This window comes from Streptomyces sp. VNUA24, assembly GCF_029167005.1.
Classification (GTDB): domain Bacteria; phylum Actinomycetota; class Actinomycetes; order Streptomycetales; family Streptomycetaceae; genus Streptomyces; species Streptomyces scabiei.
Genome location: NZ_CP119143.1, coordinates 687,565 through 707,759, shown reverse-complemented (window position 1 = coordinate 707,759; position 20,195 = coordinate 687,565). Strand labels below are relative to the sequence as shown.

12 protein-coding genes and 2 pseudogenes are annotated in these 20,195 nt (G+C 72.3%); 6 read left to right on the top strand and 8 right to left on the bottom strand.

Going from position 1 to position 20,195, the window contains the following annotated elements; genetic code table 11:
* Nucleotide 1 precedes the first annotated feature (1 nt).
* From PYR72_RS02840 to PYR72_RS02830, 3 genes are all read right to left on the bottom strand, one after another.
* A complete protein-coding gene (locus PYR72_RS02840) occupies nt 2-997 on the bottom strand; it encodes an ABC transporter permease (RefSeq protein WP_275453692.1) in 996 nt (331 codons plus the stop codon).
* A gap of 10 nt (nt 998-1,007) precedes the next feature.
* The gene (locus PYR72_RS02835; protein WP_275453691.1) at nt 1,008-2,642 is read right to left on the bottom strand and encodes an ABC transporter substrate-binding protein; all 1,635 of its coding nucleotides are present in this window, start codon (nt 2,640-2,642) and stop codon (nt 1,008-1,010) included.
* A gap of 547 nt (nt 2,643-3,189) precedes the next feature.
* On the bottom strand, nt 3,190-4,605 hold the full coding sequence (locus PYR72_RS02830) for an amidase (protein WP_275453690.1): 1,416 nt from the start codon (nt 4,603-4,605) through the stop codon (nt 3,190-3,192).
* A gap of 367 nt (nt 4,606-4,972) precedes the next feature.
* Between PYR72_RS02830 and PYR72_RS02825 the strand changes: the two genes are divergently transcribed.
* A complete protein-coding gene (locus PYR72_RS02825; RefSeq protein ID WP_275460319.1) occupies nt 4,973-5,752 on the top strand; it encodes an oxygenase MpaB family protein in 780 nt (259 codons plus the stop codon).
* Nucleotides 5,753-5,825: 73 nt separating this feature from the next.
* Nucleotides 5,826-7,460, top strand: coding sequence for an NAD(P)/FAD-dependent oxidoreductase (locus PYR72_RS02820; RefSeq protein ID WP_275453689.1), 1,635 nt, complete (start codon nt 5,826-5,828; stop codon nt 7,458-7,460).
* Nucleotides 7,461-7,525: 65 nt separating this feature from the next.
* Here PYR72_RS02820 and PYR72_RS02815 read toward each other — a convergent pair whose 3' ends face one another.
* A complete protein-coding gene (locus PYR72_RS02815; RefSeq protein ID WP_275453688.1) occupies nt 7,526-9,322 on the bottom strand; it encodes a serine hydrolase in 1,797 nt (598 codons plus the stop codon).
* A 106-nt stretch (nt 9,323-9,428) separates the two neighbouring features.
* Here PYR72_RS02815 and PYR72_RS02810 point away from each other — a divergent pair, with 106 nt between their 5' ends.
* A complete protein-coding gene (locus PYR72_RS02810; RefSeq protein ID WP_275453687.1) occupies nt 9,429-10,541 on the top strand; it encodes a nitronate monooxygenase in 1,113 nt (370 codons plus the stop codon).
* 108 nt (nt 10,542-10,649) lie between these two features.
* On the opposite strand, the pseudogene PYR72_RS02805 reads toward PYR72_RS02810, so the two are convergent.
* Nucleotides 10,650-10,840, bottom strand: a pseudogene (locus tag PYR72_RS02805) (pentapeptide repeat-containing protein); the annotation flags it as partial.
* Between the two features lie 114 nt (nt 10,841-10,954).
* Here PYR72_RS02805 and PYR72_RS02800 point away from each other — a divergent pair.
* Nucleotides 10,955-12,496: pseudogene (locus PYR72_RS02800) on the top strand (acyl-CoA synthetase); the annotation flags it as partial.
* A gap of 22 nt (nt 12,497-12,518) precedes the next feature.
* Here PYR72_RS02800 and PYR72_RS02795 read toward each other — a convergent pair.
* Both PYR72_RS02795 and PYR72_RS02790 read right to left on the bottom strand, forming a co-directional pair.
* On the bottom strand, nt 12,519-13,292 hold the full coding sequence (locus PYR72_RS02795) for an SAM-dependent methyltransferase (protein ID WP_275460318.1): 774 nt from the start codon (nt 13,290-13,292) through the stop codon (nt 12,519-12,521).
* A 140-nt stretch (nt 13,293-13,432) separates the two neighbouring features.
* Nucleotides 13,433-15,847 carry a penicillin acylase family protein gene (locus PYR72_RS02790; protein ID WP_275453686.1) on the bottom strand — a complete coding sequence of 805 codons (2,415 nt, stop codon included), beginning with the start codon at nt 15,845-15,847 and terminating at the stop codon, nt 13,433-13,435.
* Nucleotides 15,848-16,097: 250 nt separating this feature from the next.
* Between PYR72_RS02790 and PYR72_RS02785 the strand changes: the two genes are divergently transcribed.
* Entirely contained in the window at nt 16,098-17,597 is a 1,500-nt protein-coding gene (locus PYR72_RS02785) for an acyl-CoA synthetase (protein WP_275453685.1), read from the top strand.
* Between the two features lie 60 nt (nt 17,598-17,657).
* Complete coding sequence (locus tag PYR72_RS02780; protein WP_275453684.1) at nt 17,658-18,509, top strand: alpha/beta hydrolase; 852 nt, start codon at nt 17,658-17,660, stop codon at nt 18,507-18,509.
* A 23-nt stretch (nt 18,510-18,532) separates the two neighbouring features.
* Here the strand turns inward: PYR72_RS02780 and PYR72_RS02775 are convergent, their stop codons facing one another.
* Nucleotides 18,533-20,152 (bottom strand): acyl-CoA synthetase, encoded by a 1,620-nt coding sequence (locus tag PYR72_RS02775; protein WP_275453683.1) that lies wholly within the window; start codon nt 20,150-20,152, stop codon nt 18,533-18,535.
* Nucleotides 20,153-20,195 lie beyond the last annotated feature (43 nt).

Below are 20,195 nucleotides of genomic sequence, written 5' to 3'. Positions count from 1 at the left end.
GTCAGCGTCCTTTCCTCAGCCGGGGGTCCAGCAGGTGCTGACCGGCGTCGAGCAACGTGGTGACGACCACGAACACGGTGACGATCAACACGCTGACCGCGGTCGCCACCGGGTAGTCCTTGGCCGAGACGCTCCTGATCAGCAGCGAGCCGATGCCGTCGATGCCGAAGGCGGGCTCGACCACCACCGCGCCGGCCACCAGCCCGGCCACGGTCAGACCGGATGCGGTCAGGACCGGCAGGGCCGCGTTGCGCAGGATGTGCCGCCGGAAGATCCAGGTGCGGGGCAGCCCTCGGCCGCGCCCGGTCACGACGTGCTCGGCTTCGGCCTCCTCGCCGATCGCGCTGGAGGTCATCTGGGTCAGATAGGCGCCATAGCCGATCGACAGGGCCACGGCGGGCAGGGTGAGGTGCCACAGCCGGTCGGTGAGACCACTGCCCGCGCCACTGGTCGGGAACCATCCCAGGTTCACCGCGAACACGCTGATCAGCAGGGTGGTGGCGACGAAGGCGGGCACGGCGATGCCCAGCCCCGACAGGGCGTTCGTCCAAGGACGCCACCGCGGGCTCGTCCCTCCGATCCCGCCGAGGACCAGGCCCGCGGCGAGGATGAGGACCGCCGACAGGGCGACGAGCAGAAGTGTGGTCGGCAGCCGGGGCGCGAGCAGGTCGGAGACCGGCTGCCGGTAGGTCAGCGACGTACCGAGGTCGCCGTGCAGGGCATCGGTCAGCCAGTGCCAGTAGCGCTCCGGCAGCGGATCGTCCAGGCCGAGCCTGGCCCGCGTCGCGGCTCGTGCGGAGTCTGTGGCGTGCGGTCCCAGCAGTGCGGCCACCGGATCCCCGGGGGACAGGGAGAGGACGGCGAACAGGAGGAACGTCGCGCACAGCACGGTGACGACCGGGCTGAGCACGTAGGTCACCGCGAGGGACAGGACGGGGTGGCGCCAGCAGGCGCGGATCCGGACCGGGAGGCCGGCCGCGGAGGTGGATACGGACATGTCGCGACCCCTACTTGTGCGCGGCGCCGACGTAGGCCAACTGCGGCATGGACCAGTAGGCGAACGAGGTGATCGCCCCGGTCAGCCGGTTGTTCAGGAAGGTGGTGGTGTTCGTGGAGACCAGCGGGATCGTCGTGTTGGCCTTCTCGAACTGGGCCTGCATCTGGACGATGGTCTTGGCCCGGCCGGCGCCGTCGAAGGTGCTGCGCGCCTCGTTGAAGAGCTTGGTGACCTGGGGATCGTCGTAGTTCGTGTAGTTGTAGGTCTGCTGGGGCAGGTAGGTGAACCCGATGGTCTCCAGTGGGTCCGGGGTGGCGCTGAAGTTCGACGACAGCATCAGGTCGATCCCCTTGCGTTTGGAGGCGTCGTAGCCTGCCTGCGCGTAGACCAGGGGCTGCATGCTCTGGATCTTGATGGTGAGGCCGGCTTCCCGGCCCTGCTGCTGCAGGAGCTGTGCGGTGCGCGACTGGGCGTCGTCGCCGGCCGCGATCGCCAGGACTATCTGCTGTCCCTTGTAGGAGGAGGACTTGACCAGTTTCTCCGCCGCGTCCATGTCGTAGGAACGCGTGGTCTCGAACGACTTGTACGCCTTCTCGTACACCCCGCGCTGGGCGTTGGGCCAGGTCGCGGGGGCCGTCATGGTGTACATCGGCGTCGCTGCCCCGTGGAAGACCGCCTTCGCGAGAGCGGCGCGGTCGATCATCCGCTGCAGGGCGGCCCGCAGGTCGGGGTCGGTCATCACACCGTCCGGGCGGGTGACGTAGAGGTTCATCGACTGGGGCGACGGGCCGAAGACCAGTCGGCCCTTCTCGGAGTCCTGCAGGGCCGGAACCGAGGAGGCGGACAGTTCGTAGGCGCCGTCGATCTCACCGGCGTTCAGTGACTGGGCCAGGGAGGTGGCATCCGTGAGGAACGTGAACTTGACCGACTTGGCGAACGGCCGCCGGTCGTGGTTCCAGTAGGCGTTGTTGCGGCTCATCGTGATGCTGTCGCCGCTGGTCCACTTGTCGAGCTTGAACGGTCCGCTGCACATCAGGCCGCCGGCCGGCGTGCCGAGCTTGGAACCGGCCTTCTCGGCGAACGACTTCTTCATGACCACCACGTTGGCCAGTTCGCCGGTGAACATCTCGTCCGGCTGCTTGAACGTGACGGTGACCTGGTGGGCAGCCGTCGCCTTGATCGAGTCGACGTGGGCGAAGAGATAGCTGGCGATCTTCGACGGATCAGCCGCCCATCGCAGGCTGAAGGCCACGTCCTCCGCGGTGACGGTCGATCCGTCCCAGAACCTGGTGCCCGGGCGGATCGTGAGCACGAGCTTGGTGGGCGACCGCTGGTCGTAACTCGCCAGGTTGGGCTTGAGGTTGAACTTCGCGTCCAGGGTCAGCAGGGAGTCGCAGAGATTGCGGACCACCTGACCGCTCTGGGTGGTCGCCGCGTTGGCCGGATCCAGCGTGTCCGGCTCGCCGCCGGTGAGGTTCCAGGTGATCCGGTCGACGTCCCCCTTCGCGGCGGGGAGCGAGGAGACCAGGTCGTCCGCGGAGATCGACTTCTGCCCGCCCGCCGAGCCGCCGGAACACGCCGTGAGCGTGGACGCGGCCAGGACGAGGCTGAGCACCGCGGCCCTCGGGATGTGTCGTGTTGCCATCGGGACGCCCCTTCGTCGCAGCCTGCGGCCGCCTTCGAGCCAAGTTGACGGCGAATGTATAGCGAGTGATGTATAACAAGCAATGCATTACGCCGGGGTTTTCCAGGTTGTGACGTTCGGCCGGGCGCCGCTCGTCGCGGACGCGGGTACCGACTCGTACGGCACCGGATGCGCCCAGACCCGGAGGGGGCGGGGCTCAAGGAGCGGGCGATGAGCCCGGCTGGGGGATCGACCGTGCGGCGCGGCCTTCGCGGCGAGCGTGAGTGCGCGGTGGACGGTGTCGTCGGCCGTTGAGCGACCGGCCTGTCCGGACTTGTGTTTTCGTCGTCGTGGACGGCGGCCCACCGCCTGCGGGCATCGACCGCACGCGTTCGGTGGTCGGCTCGGGGCCGGCACGTTCTGTCGGTACCCGGGTCCCGTCACTGCCGGCCGCGGCGGACTTCTCCGCGGCCGCGTCGGAGCGGGAGGCCGCGGGTACCGATCTCGGCGGGGTGTGCGGTGCGGTGTCCTCGTCGGCTCCGTCTCGGACGCGGTGTGCGGGCCCGACTCACAGTGCGGGGTGCCGGGTCCACCAGTCGGTGGAGCGCTCGTAGCGGGCGGCGGCGGAGATCACGGCCGCGTCGGCGAACCGGGGCCCGATGATCTGGAGGCCGACGGGCAGGCCTTCGGAAGTGAATCCGCAGGGCACGGAGACGGCGGGGAGCCCGGCGTGGCTGGGGGGTTCCGTCAGCCGGTGCAGGTGTCCCTCCGGATCGGCGAGAGGCTGCCCGTTGACCGTGGCCGGGCCGCCCGTGTCCCCGGCGTGCGGAAAGGCCGGGAAGGGTGTGGTGGGGGTGACCAGCAGGTCGAAGCCGGCGAACACCTTCGCGTAGGCGAGGAAGATGGCCGTCTTCGCCTTGCGCCCGGCACGTCCGACCTCCAGGGGTGAAAGGCGTGCCGCCCGTTCGGCGATGTCCACCGCCAGCGGCCAGATGTCGAGCTCCGCCGCGCGCATCTGTTCGACGATGGTGATGTATTCCGGACCCCAGTAGGCCACGAAGAACTCCATCGGGTCCGGCAGTTCCACCTGGGTCTCCTCCACGACCGCGCCGGCGGCCCGCAGGTCCTCCAGGGCGGCCACGAAGACGCGCCGGGTCTCCCGGTCCACCGGGCCGTGAAGCCCGCCGTGGTCGGCGGCGATGCGCAGTCCGCTCAGATCTCCCTCGGCCAGGGCGGCCTCTGCATACCGTTCCCCGGTGGCGGGCAGGGAGAGGCGGTCGAGGGGGTGGGGGCCGACGGTGGCGTCGAGGAGGAGCGCGGCGTCCACCACGCTGCGGGTGATCGGCCCCTCGGTGCTGTCGGGCTCCGAGTTTCCGATGTGGGGAACGCGGCCGGTCGAGGGCTTGACCCCGACCGCTCCGCAGAGCGAGGCGGGTACGCGGATGGAGCCTCCGCCGTCGGAGCCCCAGGAGACCGGAGCGACGCCGGCGACGGTCGAGGCCGCGGCTCCGCCGCTGGAGCCGCCGGCCGTGCGGGCCGGGTCCCACGGAGTGCCGGTGGTGCCCGTCAGCTTGCTCTCGGTGACGCCGAGGAACCCGAACTCGGGGGTCGTGGTCTTGCCCAGCAGGATCGTCCCGGCGTCCTTGAGCCGGGTCCAGGCGGCGGCGTCCTCGTCGGGCACGTGGTCGGCGTAGGCGACGCAGCCGTAGGTGGTGCGCACGCCGGCCGTGTCGGTGAGGTCCTTCACCGTGATCGGAACCCCGTACAGCGCAGGCAGCTCCTCGCCGGCCGCGAAGCGCTGCTCGGCCCTGAGTGCCTGCTCCCGGGCGGCGTCCGCGGTGACCGTCACCATGACGTTCAGGCGGGAGTCCACCTGCTCCAGGCGGTCCAGCGCCGCGCCGACCACCTCCACCGGGGACAGCTGCCGGCTTCGGTAGAGCTGTCCGAGCTCATGTGCGCTGAGCCATGTCAGGTCATCGGCCACGGGGGCATCTCCCTCACTCGTTTTATGAAGCAGTCGCTATACGAACGCTTCCGGCTCGTCGCGTCAAGGGGCGGGAGTGATCGAATGCCGTGCCCGGAGGCTCCTGTACCTGCCGCTGCCCTTCGTGCGAGGCCCTTCCGGACGTCCTCCACCGGAGGATCGCCGCACCAAAGTGCCGACCGTCCCTCTGGTGTCGCGCCTCACGATGTTGAAGCCACTTGGCATCAGTGCAGGTCGTGCACGTGGCCTGGTGCCGGCCCGCGAGCCCGGTCACACTGACGGCGTGGACGCCCCTCACCCCCCTGCCCCCGACCCCGGCCTGTTCGGGCCCGCCTCCGTGACCTGGCAGGTCCACGGCGACCCCGTCATGTGGATCGCCGGGATCCGCGCGCTGTACCTCCAGGCCCTGCACCCGCGCGCGGTGCGCGGTGTCATGCAGAACTCCGACTTCCGCAGGGACGCCTGGGGCCGGCTGATGCGCACGGCGAGCTTCGTCGGTACGACGACGTACGGGACCTCCGAGGCCGCCGAGCAGGCCGGTGCCCGCGTCCGGAACATCCACCGCCTGCTCACGGCGACCGACCCGGACACGGGGGAGCGGTACGGCGTCGACGAACCCGGCCTGCTGCTGTGGGTGCACTGCGCCGAGATCGACTCCTACCTCCACATCCTGCGCCGCTCCGGCTACCCCCTCACCGAGGCGGCCGCCGACCGTTACGTCGGCGAACACCGGGTCAGCGCCCGCCTGGTGGGCCTCGACCCCGAGGCCGTACCCGGGAACCGGGCGGAGCTGGCGGCCTACTTCGAGACCGTGCGTCCCGAACTGGCCGCCGGACCCGAGGCGCGGGACGTCGACGACTTCCTGCGCCGGCCCCCCACCCACCCGCTGCTCGTCCCGGCACGCGAGGCGCTGTGGCGCCACGTGGCGAGCCTCGCGTACGCCTCCCTGCCGCCGTACGCCCACGAGCTGTACGGCAGGCAGGCCCCCGCGCCGGCCGTGGTCACCCGCCGTCTGCGCCGCACCGCCACCCTGCTGCGCCGCGTCCCCGCCCGTCTGCGCTGGCGGCTCCCGCCCCAGCACATCCTCCGCGCCATGGCCCGGCTCGGCCCCGGCTCCCGTCCGGCACCGCACAAAGCCGGGGGATAGGCCGTCGGACGGGACCCGGTCCGCCCGGCCCGTCCCCCTGGCCGATCCCGATCATCGCGTGTTACCAAGAGCCATGGCTGCCACCTCCGCACACCCCGACCGTCCCGCGCACCCCGACCGCCCCGGACGCCCCGACGGACCCCGGCCGCACGACGCCTACGACGCGGTGATCGTCGGAGGCGGCCACAACGGCCTGGTCGCCGCCGCCTACCTGGCCCGCGCCGGGCGTTCCGTGCTCGTGCTGGAACGGCTGGACCACACCGGCGGCGCCGCCGTGTCCACCCGGCCCTTCGCGGGGGTGGACGCCCGGCTGTCGCGGTACTCCTACCTGGTCAGCCTGCTGCCCCGGAAGATCGTGCGGGACCTGGACCTCGACTTCCGCGTCCGGGGCCGCACGATCTCGTCGTACACCCCCGTCGAACGCGACGGTCACCCCACCGGTCTCCTGGTCGGCGGCGGAGAGCGCCGCACCCGTGAGGCGTTCGCGCGGCTGACGGGCTCGGGCCACGAGTACGAGGCATGGCGGCGGTTCTACGCGATGACCGGCCATGTCGCCGAACGGGTGTTCCCGACGCTCACCGAGCCCCTGCCCACCCGCGACGACCTGCGCGCACGGATCGACGACGAGGAGGCGTGGCGGGTCCTGTTCGAGGAGCCGATCGGCAGGGCCGTCGAAGCGCGGTTCGCCGACGACCTCGTGCGCGGTGTCGTCCTCACCGACGCGCTCATCGGCACCTTCGCGGACGCTCACGACCCCTCGCTCCGGCAGAACCGCTGCTTCCTCTACCACGTGATCGGCGGCGGTACGGGCGCCTGGGACGTGCCCGTCGGCGGTATGGGCGCGCTCACGGACGCGCTGGCCACGGCCGCGCGCGCGGCGGGCGCCGTGATCGCCACCGGCCACGAGGCACGCCGGATCGTGACGGACGGACGGTCCGCCGAGATCACGTACCGGACCGCCGACACGGAAGGCAGCGTCGCCGCCCGGCACGTCCTGGTGAACGCCTCGCCCCAGGAACTGGCCACGCTGACCGGCGACGAACCGCCCGCCCCCGCCGAGGGCGCCCAGCTGAAGGTGAACATGCTGCTCACGCGGCTGCCGGCCCTGCGCGACCGGTCCGTCGACCCGCGCGAGGCGTTCTCCGGCACCTTCCACATCGCCGAGGGCTACGAGCAACTGGCCGCCGCCCACGCCCAGGCCGCCTCCGGCCGCCTCCCCGAGGCCCCGCCCTCCGAGATCTACTGCCACTCCCTCACCGACCCGAGCATCCTCGGCCCGGACCTGGCCGAACAGGGCTACCAGACGCTCACCCTGTTCGGTCTGCACACGCCCGCGCGACTGTTCGAGAGCGACAACGACGCCGTACGCGAGGACCTTCTCAAGGCCACGCTCGCCCAGCTGGACGCCCATCTCGCCGAACCCCTCGCCGACTGCCTGGCCACCGATACCGACGGCCGCCCCTGCATCGAGGCCCGCACCCCGCTCGACCTCGAACGCGACCTGGGCCTCCCCGGCGGCAACATCTTCCACCGCGACCTCTCCTGGCCCCACACCCAGGAGGGCACCGGACGGTGGGGCGTCGAGACCCGCCACGCCAATGTCCTGCTGTGCGGGGCGGGCGCCGTGCGGGGCGGCGGGGTGAGCGGGGTCCCCGGCCACAACGCGGCCATGGCGGTCCTGGAGGAGTCCGGGGCGGACGGCCCGTGACCGCTCACGGGGGCAGCGCCCCGCCGAGTCGCCGCGACCAGCGGGGCCGCCGCCCGAACGCCGTGCTAGTCGGCGGCAGCCGTCCACCCCGCCGTCGCGATCCGTCCCGCGTCCGCCGCCCGTGACTCGTCGAACAGGGCCCGGCCTCCCGCCGTCACCCGCAGCCGGTCGACGTACACCCCGCGGCCGACGTAACTCCGGTCGGTCGTGTACCGCCAGCGCACGGTGAGCGCCTCCGCCTCCGGCAGCTCCGCGGTGACCCGGTGCCAGGCCCGGCCCGACCACCCCGTCACCGACCCGGACGGATGAACCTCGGGGGCGCCTGAGCCCCGTGCCGTCGTGAAGGCCGCCGGCCGCCAGGTCTCGCCGCCGTCGGCGGAGGTCTCCAGGACGAGGGCGTCCGCCTGCGGCTCGGTGTCCCACCACAGGGCGCAGCGCAGGCGGGGCCGCCGGGCGCCGGCCGCGGCGGTGTCGAGCGGCGGGAGCGCCAGCGTCGCCGTGGTGCCGGACGCCATTCCGGAGAACCAGGACGCGCGGCCCCGCGCCGGGCGTACGGGGACGGCCCGGGCGAGGTGGTTCGCCGCGGCCACCCGGGGCGCGGATCCGGACCGCCAGCCGCGCACCGGATGGACGGAGTTGCCGAGCACCACGAGGAAGGAGTCGGTGCTCGGGTCCAGGACGAGCGAGGTGCCGGTGAAGCCGGTGTGGCCCGCCGTGCGCGGGGTGGCCATCGCGCCCATGTACCAGTGCTGGTAGAGCTCGAAGCCCAGCCCGTGCTCGTCGCCGGGGAACGAGGTGTTGAAGTCGGTGAACATCAGCTCCACCGACTCGGGGGTCAGGATGCGGGTCGTGCCGTACACACCCCCGTCGAGCAGCGTGCGGCACAGGACGGCCAGGTCCCAGGCGCAGGAGAAGACACCGGCGTGGCCCGCGACCCCGCCGAGGCCGAAGGCGTTCTCGTCGTGCACCTCTCCCCACACCAGCCCCCGGTCCAGACCCGACCAGGGGAGCCGGGCGTCCTCGGTCGCCGCGATGCGCGGCCGCCAGGAGGCCGGCGGGTTGAAGCGCGTACGGTCCATGCCGAGCGGAGCGGTGATCTCGTCGTGGAGCAGCTGATCCAGACCGTGACCGGTGATCCTCTCCAGGACGAGCTGCAGGGAGATCAGGTTCAGGTCCGAGTACAGATACGCCGAGCCGGGCGGGTTCAGCGGCGCCTCGTTCCACAGGAGCCGGAGCTTTCCCTCGTACGTCGGCTCCTTGTAGAGGGGGAGCCAGGAGCGGAACCCGGACGTGTGGGTGAGCAGGTGGCGCAGGGTGATGTCCTGTTTGCCCGCGGCCCCGAACTCGGGCAGGTACGAGGAGACCTTCCCCTCCAGCGCCAGGGCGCCCCGCTCGATCTGCTGCACCGCGAGGAGGGACGTGAACAGCTTCGACACGGACGCGAGGTCGAAGACGGTGTCCCGGGCCATCGGAATCTGCCGCTCCGCCGGGAACTCCACCCCGGTGTCGGTCTTCTCGTCGTACGCCGAGTACCGCACCGCCATCCCGATCGGCCGGTGCAGCGCGACGGTTCCGCCCCGTCCGGCGAGCAGGACCGCGCCCGCGTACCAGGGGTGCCGGGGCGACGGGCCGAGGAACGACTCGGCATCGGTGACGAGCCGCTCCAGATGTTCGGGCAGCAGCCCGGCCCGCGCGGGCGAACCGTGCCGCAGGGGCGGACGGCCGCCTCCGGGGGAGGGAGCGGCGACGGCCGGCGCGGCCGGAAAGGGCAGCGCGGCGAAGCCTCCACCGACCGCCAGCACCCGCCGGCCGAGCTGCCGTCGGCTCCACCCGGGCCCCGAGCCCCCCACGCCTTCACTCATGACACCCAGTCAAGCACCCGCCTCCCAGCGGCGCGAGACCACCAAATCTGACGGTGCATCAGAAAAACTCTTCCCTCGTCCGGAGGACTGCGGCATCCTGCGCACCATGCAGACGGAGCTGAGCAACACACTCGGGGTCCAGTACGCCGTCTTCGGCTTCACGCCGTTCCCCGCGGTCGCGGCGGCCATCAGCCGGGCCGGCGGCTTCGGGGTGCTGGGCGCGGTCCGCTACACGGCCCCCGACGAACTCAAGCGCGACCTCGACTGGATCGAGGCCCACGTCGACGGCATGCCGTACGGCCTCGACGTCGTCATGCCGGCCAAGAAGGTCGAGGGGGTGACGGAGGCCGACGTCGAGGCCATGATCCCCGCATCGCACCGGCAGTTCGTCCAGGACACCCTCGCCAAGTACGGCGTGCCCGAGCTGGCCGAGGGCGAGGCGTCCGGCTGGCGCATCACCGGCTGGATGGAGCAGGTCGCCCGCAGCCAGCTCGACGTCGCCTTCGACTACCCGATCAAGCTGCTGGCCAACGCGCTCGGCTCACCGCCCGCCGACGTCATCGACCGCGCCCACGAGCGGGGTGTCCTCGTCGCCGCGCTCGCCGGCAGCGCCCGCCACGCCCGCAAGCACGCCGAGGCGGGCATCGACATCGTCGTGGCACAGGGCTACGAGGCGGGCGGCCACACCGGTGAGATCGGCTCCATGGTCCTCACCCCCGAAGTGGTCGACGCCGTGGCCCCGTTGCCCGTCCTCGCCGCCGGTGGCATCGGCAGCGGACAGCAGGTGGCCGCCGCCCTCGCGCTCGGCGCCCAGGGCGTCTGGCTCGGCTCGCTGTGGCTGACCACCACCGAGGCCGAACTGCCCTCGCCCCGGCTGATCGAGAAGCTGCTCGCCGCCGGCTCCGGCGACACCGTCCGCTCCCGCGCCCTCACCGGCAAGCCCGCGCGGCAGCTGCGCACCGAGTGGACCGACGCCTGGGACGACCCCACCGGACCCGGCACCCTCCCCATGCCCCTCCAGGGGCTGCTCGTCGCCGAGGCGGTCTCCCGCATCCAGAAGTACGAGGTGGAGCCGCTGCTCGGCACGCCGGTCGGGCAGATCGTCGGCCGCATGAACAGCGAACGCAGCGTCCAGGCGGTCTTCGACGACCTCACCCGGGGCTTCGAGCGGGCCGTGGACCACATCAACCGGATCGCCGGAAGGAGCGGGGGACAGTGAACCGAGCCTCTCAGGACCGACCGTCCGAGAACCGACCGTCCGAGGACCGGCCGTCCGAGGACCGCCCCGCGCAGGACCGCCCCGCGCAGGACCGCCCCGCGCAGGACCGCCCCGCGCAGGACCGCCCCGCGCAGGACCGCCCCGCGCAGGACCGCCCCGCGCAGGACCGCCCCGCGCAGGACCGCCCCGCGCAGGACCGCCCCGCGCAGGACCGCCCCGCGCAGGACCGCCCCGCGCAGGACCGCCCCGCGCAGGACCGCCCCGCGCAGGACCGCCCCGCGCAGGACCGCCCCGCGCAGGACCGCCCCGCGCAGGACCGCCCCGCGCAGGACCGTCCTGTTCAGGACCGGCCCGCCCCGGACCGCACCTCACCGGCCGCCCCGGCCGCCCGCAACGGTGCCCCCCAGGCCCAGCCTCCCCAGGGCTTCTGGGCGCAGGCCGCCGCCGACCCCGACCGTGCGGTGCTCGTCGCGCCCGACGGGGAGGAGTGGACCGCCGGACGCCTGCACGCCGAGACCAACCGCCTCGTGCACGGACTGCGGGCGGCCGGGCTGGAGCGCGGCGACGCCTTCGCGGTCGTCCTGCCCAACGGCGTCCAGTTCCTCACCGCCTACCTCGCCGCCAGCCAGGCCGGCTTCTACCTCGTCCCCGTCAACCACCATCTGGTGGGCCCCGAGATCGCCTGGATCGTGTCCGACTCGGGCGCCAAGGTACTCATCGCGCACGAGCGCTTCGCCGAGGCCGCCCGCGACGCCGCCGACGAGGCGAAGCTCCCCGCGAGCCACCGGTACGCCGTCGGCACGGCCGAGGGCTTCCGCCCGTACGCCGAACTCCTCGACGGACAGCCCGAGTCGGCGCCCGGCGACCGCACCCTTGGCTGGGTCATGAACTACACCTCCGGCACCACCGGCCGCCCCCGCGGCATCCGCCGCCCGCTGCCCGGCAAGCTCCCCGAGGAGTCCTACCTCGGCGGCTTCCTCGGCATCTTCGGCATCAGGCCGTTCGACGACAACGTCCATCTGGTCTGCTCGCCGCTCTACCACACGGCCGTCCTGCAGTTCGCCGGCGCGTCCCTGCACATCGGGCACCGCCTGGTGCTCATGGACCGGTGGGCGCCCGAGGAGATGCTCCGCGTCATCGACGCCCACCGGTGTACGCACACCCACATGGTGCCCACCCAGTTCCACCGGCTCCTCGCCCTCCCCGAGGAGGTGCGAGCCCGCTACGACGTGTCGTCCATGCGGCACGCCATCCACGGGGCCGCGCCCTGCCCGGACCATGTGAAGCGGGCCATGATCGAGTGGTGGGGCGCCTGTGTGGAGGAGTACTACGCGGCCAGCGAGGGCGGTGGCGCCTTCGCCACCGCCGAGGACTGGCTGAAGAAGCCCGGCACGGTCGGCAAGGCATGGCCCATCAGCGAACTCGCCGTCTTCGACGACGACGGCAACCGGCTGCCGCCGGGTGAACTCGGCACCGTGTACATGAAGATGAGCACCGGCGGCTTCTCGTACCACAAGGACGAGGGCAAGACCCGCAAGAACCGCATCGGCGACTTCTTCACCGTCGGCGACCTCGGCCTCCTCGACGAGGACGGCTACCTCTTCCTCCGCGACCGCAAGATCGACCTCATCATCTCCGGCGGCGTCAACATCTACCCCGCCGAGATCGAGGCCGCCCTGCTCACCCATCCCGCGGTCGCCGACGCCGCCGCCTTCGGCATCCCGCACGACGACTGGGGCGAGGAGGTCAAGGCCGTGGTCGAGCCCGCCCCCGGATTCACGGCGGGGCAGGCGCTCGCCGAGGAGATCCTCGCCCACTGCGCCCGCCGGCTCGCCGGGTACAAGCGCCCGAAGAGCGTCGACTTCACCGAGGCGATGCCCCGCGACCCCAACGGCAAGCTCTACAAACGGCGGCTGCGCGAGCCGTACTGGGAGGGGCGGCAGAAGGCCGTGTGAGGACCGGGGCCGCGCGCGGCCCTCACGGCTTGCGCGCGACCCCGCCCACCGCGATCACCTCGCCGGATCCGCCGACGTCCGCCGGGTCCGGCCGCCAGTCGTTCAACGGCACCACGCCCGGGGCCAGCAGCTCCAGACCGTCGAAGAACCCGGCGAGTTCGGCGGGGCTGCGCAGACGGTAGGGGGCCGCGCCGCTCTCGTTGTAGCGGCGGGTGGCCTCGGCGTTGGCCTCGTGGGTGTCCACGCTGTCGTTGAAGGCGAGGTGGCTGCCCGGCGGCAGGGCGGCCATGAGGGCGCCGACGATGGAGCGCGCCTCGTCGTAGTCGACGATGTGCCCGCTGACCTGCATCATCGTCAGTCCGACCGGCTGGGACAGATCCAGGGTCCTGGCCGCCTCCCGCAGCACGGTGTGCGGGTCGCGCAGATCGGAGTCGATGTAGTCGGTCACCCCCTCCGGTGTGCTGGTGAGCAGTGCCCGCGCGTGGGTCAGGACCAGCGGGTCGTTGTCCACGTAGACGATCCGCGCGTCCGGCGCCACCCGCTGCGCGATCTCGTGCGTGTTGTCGGCGGTCGGCAGACCGGTGCCGATGTCCAGGAACTGCCGGATGCCCGCCTCGGCGGTGAGATGGGTGACCGCGCGGCGGAGGAAGGCCCGGGAGTCGCGGGCCAGGTCGGTGATGCCGGGGAACACCGCGCGGAAGGCGTCGCCCGCCGCGTGGTCGACGGGATAGTTGTCCTTGCCGCCCAGCCAGTAGTTCCAGATACGGGCCGAGTGCGGCACCGTCGTGTCGATCATGGCGATCGCGTCCGTCTCGGGACGTAACGAGTCCTGCGCCACCGGGCGGCCTCCTCGATAAGAGCGGTGATATGCCAATGGCATGCTGCTGACACAGGAATGGTGCCGCCCCGACAGGGGGCGGCACCACATCCCTCGGCTCATTGGCTCACACGGACCACCTTCAGCTTCGGCGAGGACAGGATGTCCTTCTCGCAGAAGCGGGACGTCACCCACTTCTCCGCGGAGAACAGCCGCGTCTGATCCAGGTGGTGGGGCGAATTCGGGTTGGAGGACTGCGAGTACGTCAGCAGCGTGCGGGCCACCGGGCAGCGGCCGCCGTCCCAGCCGACCGCCTGGATATGGCTGGAACCCGACGAGACCTCCGCGTAGACGCCCTCGGCCGGGTTCCATGACGACTCGATCTTGTTCCACACGCCCAGCGACTCCGTACCGCCCGACACCGGGATCCGCCGGCCGCCGCGTACGACGAACTGGTGCTCGCCGAGCCTCGCGTCCAGGGCAACGTCCGCCGCCCGCAGATCGCGGACCGTGTCGGCGAGGGCCGTGGCGAAGCCGGGCGCGTCCGTGTTGAGCGTGTTCGGGGTGCCGACCGGGTCGGCCGCCGAGAAGGGCACCTTCCAGAACTGCGCACGCGGCACCACCGCGTTCAGCCGCCGCCAGAACCGGTCGAAGAGCAGCGCACCGGCGCTGTCGCTGTCCGCGGTCCGGTCCCAGGTCCGGAACACACCGCACGCCTCGGACACGTCGACGGCCGTGCCGTCACTGCCCGTCGCTGTGCCGCCCGGCAGCGCGGCACACGCCCGCGCGACGTCCTCCACCGCGAGGTCGGCCGCGGGCACCCGGTTCGCGAACTGCTGCCGCTGCAGGTCCCGTACGGTCAGATCGCCCCTGTCGGCCATCGCCGCCACGTCCTCGACCGCGCCACGCGTCCGCATCGAGCGCTGCGTCCCGACGTTGCCGAAGACCCGCTCGTACCCGGTCAGCGGCCGGTCCGCGTTCGCCAGCCACGCGCTGTCGTTGGAGTTCTCCGCGTACGGCGCGTCCTTCAGCGTGGGCATCCTGGCGGGCCCGAAGATCCCCGGCTGCACGGCGTCGGCGTCGCTGCCGAGCGCGCAGTCGGCGCGGGAGCCGTCCAGGATCGCCAGGCCCGCCGCCGGGTAGGTGGCCCTGCCCAGGGGCGTCGAGCAGCGGGCGGCCAGGTCGTCGGTGATCCGGGGCAGCGTCTGGGACTGCGTGAACAGGGTGTGCCCGGCGGAGTCCGCGGCCACCGTGTTCACCCACGGCAGGCCCTGGTGCCGGGCGAGGGACCTGAGCACGTCCGCCGTGCCGCCCGCCTTGGCGAAGCCCAGCGAGGTGTCGGTGAAGCGGATGTTCGCCGTGTTGGGGTCGTTCAGGGCGTACGCGGTACCGGCCGTCCACGGCAGCGCGAGGTCGGAGCCGATCGAGGTGACGACCGGGCCGTACCGGGTCCACCACTGGGTGCGGGTGACCGGGGCGCCGTCCTTCACGCCGACGGTCACGGTCCGCTTCGTCATCCGCTCCGCCTCGCCGTCCACGAGGTACGTGGTCGGGTCGGCCGGGTCCAGCGTCAGCTGATGGAGGTTCATGGGGGTGCCGGTCGCGACCGTGTGGCTCCAGGCGACCTTCGCGTTGAAGCCGATCTGGGTGATCGGCGAGCCGAGGAGCGACCCGCCCGAGACGTTCAGTTCGCCGGGGATCGTCTGCTGCGCCTGCCAGAAGCGGCGCCCGCCGGCCCACGGATAGTGCGGGTTGCCCAGCAGCAGACCGCGGCCGTTCGCCGTGGTGTCACCGCCGAAGGCGACGGCGTTGGACCCCATGTCCGCGTTCGCGGCGCCGAACAGCTCGCTCGCGGCGCGGGCCGCGGCCCTGGCGTCCGGCGCGGGAGCCGTGCCCGCGGCGCCGGCGGCCGGCGGCTGCGCGGTGGTGATCGCGTCCACCACGCGCCCCTCGCCGCCGAGCACGGCGAGGGCGTACGCGCGGGAGAACACGTCGAGCGTGGAGACCGGCCGCACCCAGGCGGCACCCCTGCAGGCGGGGTCCGTGATCCGGTTCTTCCTCAGCCACGCGTTGTAGCCGGCCGCCCAGCCCCGCATCAGGTCCCTGACCTCGCGGCTCGGTCCGAGCGGTTCGGGCCGGTCCAGCAGCTTCTGGACGGTGCCCGCGTCCCGGACGCCCTGGAAGTACAGGTCGCTGGTGAGGTTCTTCGAGGCGGAGGAGAGCGAGAAGTCGGGTGCCGCGTCGGGTCCGAAGTGGCGGGAGCGCTCCCCCCGCACGGTGACGAACCCGTCGGCGAGCACACACACCTGGTCGGCGGCCTGCGCCCAGCCGGTGCCGAAGCCGAGGTTCGCGTAGTCCTTCGCCACGATGTGCGGAACGCCGTACTCGGTGTAGCGGATCACGGCGGACAGGCCACCGTGGGACGTGCGGTTCCCCTCGGACCGGGTGTCGTCGGCGGCGGCCGACGGCAGGACGGCCGAGGCGGTGAGCAGGGCGACGGCCGAGACCGCCAGCCGTCTGAGACGGGTGCGCATTCGAGCTCCCAACATCGTTGTGTCAAGGGACGGTTGAGCATGTCGACACGTGTCTGCGTAGTCCATACGGGCGGGGGATCCCCGCTCAAGGTGACTCGCCGACCCCTGACCGGAGTTGAGTGACTTCCCGCCATGTGCGTCCGGATCCGGTCGCCGCCGCGGGGTCCGGTCCCGGGGGTGGCGGCTTGACCTCGCTCGCGGGACGGAACGAGGATCGGGCGTCGGGAACGTGGAAGAAGGAGCGGGAAACATGACGGCAGGCCGCAGCGTGACGGTCGACGGGACCCTGCGGCGCAGTGCCCGGCGCATGCCCGCCCGTGTCGCCGTCCACTACGGCGAACGGTCCTGGACCTACGCCGAACTGGACGACGCGGTCTCCCGCGGGGCCCGCGCCCTGCGCGACACCGGACTGCGGCCCGGCGACCGCGTCGCCGCCTACGGCCACAACTCCGACGCCTATCTCATCGCGTTCCTGGCCGCCGCCCGCGCCGGCCTCGTGCACGTCCCCGTCAACCAGCACCTCACCGGCGACGACCTCGCCTACCTCCTCGACCAGTCCGGCAGCAGCCTCGTCCTCACCGACCCCGGCCTCGCCGGGAACCTCCCCGAGGGCACCCGCTCCCTGCCCCTGCGGGACGCGGACGGCTCGCTCCTGGACCTGCTCGCCCGCACCGAGCCGTACGACGGCGAGGAGCCCCGCGCCGAGGACCTCGTCCAGCTCCTGTACACCTCCGGCACCACCGCGCTCCCCAAGGGCGCGATGATGACGCACCGGGCGCTGGTGCACGAGTACCTCAGCGCGATCGCCGCCCTCGACCTCCAGGCAGGCGACCTGCCCGTGCACTCCCTGCCGCTCTACCACTCCGCGCAGATGCACGTCTTCCTGGTGCCGTACCTCGCGGTGGGCGCCACGAACACGATCCTCGACGCACCCGACGGCGACCGCATCCTCGACCTCGTGGAAGAGGGCCGCGCCGACAGCTTCTTCGCCCCGCCCACGGTGTGGATCGCCCTCGCGAACCGCCCCGACTTCGACACCCGTGACCTCGGCGGTCTGCGCAAGGCGTACTACGGGGCGTCCGTCATGCCGGTGCCCGTCCTGGAACGGCTCCGGGAGCGGCTGCCCGAGCTGGCCTTCCACAACTGCTTCGGGCAGAGCGAGATCGGTCCGCTGGCGATGGTCCTCGGACCGCACGAGCACAAGGGGCGGATGGACTCCTGCGGCCGCCCCGTCATGTTCGTCGAGGCGAAGGTCGTCGACGAGGACGGCGCGGAGGTGCCCGACGGCACCCCCGGCGAGATCGTCTACCAGTCGCAGCAGCTCTGCGAGGGCTACTGGGAGAAGCCGGAGGAGACCGCCGAGGCGTTCCGCGACGGCTGGTTCCGCTCCGGGGACCTCGCCGTGCGTGACGCCCACGGCTACTTCACCGTCGTCGACCGGGTGAAGGACGTCATCAACTCCGGCGGCGTCCTCATCGCCTCCCGCCAGGTCGAGGACGCGCTCCACACCCATGACGCGGTCGCCGAGGTCGCGGTGATCGGCCTGCCCGACGACCACTGGATCGAGGCCGTCACGGCGGTCGTCGTCCGCCGGAAAGAGGTCACGGCGGACGAACTCCTCGCCCACGCCCGCGAGAAGCTCCCCTCCTTCAAGGCCCCCAAGACGGTCCACTTCGTGGACGATCTGCCGCGCAACGCGAGCGGGAAGATCCTCAAGCGGGAGCTGCGGGACCGCTTCGCCCGGGGGTGAGCGCGGCCTCGCCGTGAACCGCGTTGCGGCGTACGGGGCCCGCCCCCGAAGATCGGCACCATGCCGACCTTCACCGCACCCGACGGAACCGAACTCGCCTGCCACGAGCGTGGCGAGGGCGAGCCGCTGGTCGTCCTGCCCGGCGGGGCCATGCGCGCCTCCGCCTACCTGGGCGACCTGGGCGGCCTCACCGCCCACCGGCGCCTGGTCCTGCTCGACCTGCGGGGCACCGGCGGCTCGGCCGTCCCCGCCGATCCGGCGACCTACCGCTGCGACCGTCAGGTGGACGACGTGGAGGCACTCCGCGTCCACCTGGGTCTGGAGCGCATGGACCTGCTCGCCCACTCGGCCGGCGGCAACCTGGCCACGCTCTACGCGGCCCGCCACCCCGAGCGGGTCTCCCGCCTGGCGCTGATCACCGCCACCCCCTGGGCGGTGGGTCTGCCGGTGACCGTCGAGGACCGCCTCCGTGCCGCCCGCCTGCGAGCGGGTGAACCCTGGTTCGCCGAGGCGTACGCGGCCTTCGAGGCGGCCTGGACCGGCCGCGGCTCCTTCGACGACGCGATGATGCCGTTGTTCTACGGCCGCTGGGACGACACCGCCCGCGCCCACACGGCCGCCGAGGAGGAACAGACGAACGACGAGGCGTCCGACGTCTACGGCTCGGCCGGCGCCTACGACCCGCCCGCCACCCGGGCCGCGCTCGCCGCACTGACGGCGCCGGTCCTCGTCCTCGCGGGCGAGTTCGACACGGGCCCGACCCCGGCACTGGCCCGGCGCGCGGCCGCCCTCTTCCCGCAGGCCCGGTTCACGGTCCAGCCCGGCGCCGGCCACTTCCCCTGGCTCGACGACCCGGAGTGGTTCGTACGGGAGGTGGCGGCCTTCCTCGACGGCCGCCGCCGACGGACGTGACGAAGCGGCTCAGCCGTCGGTCGTCAGCCGTCAGCCGCCGTCGCCACCGACCGTGCCCAGCGGTAGTCCGCCTTGCCGCTGGGGGAACGCTGGATCGTCTCCGCGAGGACCAGCTGCCGGGGGATCTTGTAGCCCGCGAGGCGGGTGCGGCAGTGGGTCTGTATCTCCTCCAGGGACGGCCGGGCCGCGCCCTCGCGCAGCTGCACCACGGCGGCGACATGGCTGCCCCAGCGCGCGTCCGGCACCCCGGCGACCAGCGCGTCGTACACGTCGGGGTGCGCCTTGAGGGCCTGCTCGACCTCCTCCGGGTACACCTTCTCGCCCCCGGTGTTGATGCACTGCGAACCCCGGCCGAGGACCGTGACGACGCCCTCCTCGTCGACGGTCGCCATGTCGCCGAGGAGCACCCAGCGTTCGCCGTCCCGCTCGAAGAAGGTCTCGGCGGTCTTGCGCGGGTCGTTGTAGTAGCCGAGGGGCACGTGCCCGCGCTGGGCGACCCGCCCCGGCACGCCGACCGGTACGGGTTCGTACGTCGCCGGGTCCACGACCCGCGTACGGGAGTGGACCCGGATGCGGAAGCCGTCGCCCGCGCCCGAGTCCTGGGTCGCCGTGCCGTTGAAGCCGGACTCCGAGGACCCGAAGTTGTTCAGCAGCATCGCGTTCGGCACCAGGGCCTGGAACTCCTGCCGGACCGTCTCCGACATGACGGCCCCGGACGACGACACGCTGAACAGGGACGAGCAGTCGGTGCCCTTCATCGGGCCGTTCAGCGCGTCGATCAGCGGGCGCAGCATGGCATCGCCGACCAGCGACACACTGGTGACCTTCTCCTTCTCGATCGTCCGCAGGGCCTCCTCGGGCACGAACTTGCGGTGGATCAGCACCCGTTGGCCGAAGTTGAACCCGATGAACGCGGTGAGCGTGGAGGTGCCGTGCATCAGCGGGGCCGTGGGGAAGAAGGTGATCCCGTCGCCGCCGGCCGCGACCCGCTCGGCCAGCTCCTCGGGCGACTTCACCGGCTCCCCGGTGGGGGCCCCGCCGCCCAGGCCCGAGAAGAACAGGTCCTCCTGACGCCACATCACGCCCTTGGGCATGCCCGTCGTGCCACCGGTGTAGATGATGAACTGGTCGTCGCCCGAACGGGCCGGGAAGCCCCGCCCGTCGGAGGCGGCGGCCACCGCCTCGGCGAAGGCGGTCGCGTCGAGCGCGGGTGCGTCCGGTGCGGGGGTCCCCACCCGCACCAGGTGCCGCAGCTTCTCCGTCCGCGGCAGCGCGCCCGCCACCCGCTGCGTGAACTCCGCGTCGAAGACCAGACCGGCCAGGTCCGCGTCCCGGTAGAGGTAGACCAACTCGTCTTCCACATAACGGTAGTTGACGTTCACCGGGACGATCCGCGCCTTGAGGCATCCCAGCGCGGTCTGCAGGTACTCGACGCCGTTGTAGAGATGCAGCCCCACGTGCTCGCCGGGCCGTATCCCGCTGTCCAGCAGATGGTGGCCGATCCGGCTGGCCGCCGCGTCCAACTCGGCGTACGTGAGGCGGTGTTCCGCGCCGGTGCCGGGGATGTCGAGATACGCGAGCGCCGCCCGGCCGGGAACCACGTCGACCACCGACTCGAACAGGTCGGCAAGGTTGTACTCCACCGCGCTCCTCCTGACCTCGCTGGCGCTCGGGTTGCCGGTCATC

Bases quoted from the DNA above. Each gene is read 5' to 3' on its own strand.
- PYR72_RS02810 (WP_275453687.1), top strand. From the start codon at position 9,429: ATGCAGACGGAGCTGAGCAACACACTCGGGGTCCAGTACGCCGTCTTC.
- PYR72_RS02835 (WP_275453691.1), bottom strand. From the start codon at position 2,642: ATGGCAACACGACACATCCCGAGGGCCGCGGTGCTCAGCCTCGTCCTG.
- PYR72_RS02785 (WP_275453685.1), top strand. From the start codon at position 16,098: ATGACGGCAGGCCGCAGCGTGACGGTCGACGGGACCCTGCGGCGCAGT.
- PYR72_RS02815 (WP_275453688.1), bottom strand. From the start codon at position 9,322: ATGAGTGAAGGCGTGGGGGGCTCGGGGCCCGGGTGGAGCCGACGGCAG.
- PYR72_RS02840 (WP_275453692.1), bottom strand. From the start codon at position 997: ATGTCCGTATCCACCTCCGCGGCCGGCCTCCCGGTCCGGATCCGCGCC.
- PYR72_RS02795 (WP_275460318.1), bottom strand. From the start codon at position 13,292: ATGATCGACACGACGGTGCCGCACTCGGCCCGTATCTGGAACTACTGG.
- PYR72_RS02780 (WP_275453684.1), top strand. From the start codon at position 17,658: ATGCCGACCTTCACCGCACCCGACGGAACCGAACTCGCCTGCCACGAG.
- PYR72_RS02825 (WP_275460319.1), top strand. From the start codon at position 4,973: ATGTGGATCGCCGGGATCCGCGCGCTGTACCTCCAGGCCCTGCACCCG.
- PYR72_RS02820 (WP_275453689.1), top strand. From the start codon at position 5,826: ATGGCTGCCACCTCCGCACACCCCGACCGTCCCGCGCACCCCGACCGC.
- PYR72_RS02790 (WP_275453686.1), bottom strand. From the start codon at position 15,847: ATGCGCACCCGTCTCAGACGGCTGGCGGTCTCGGCCGTCGCCCTGCTC.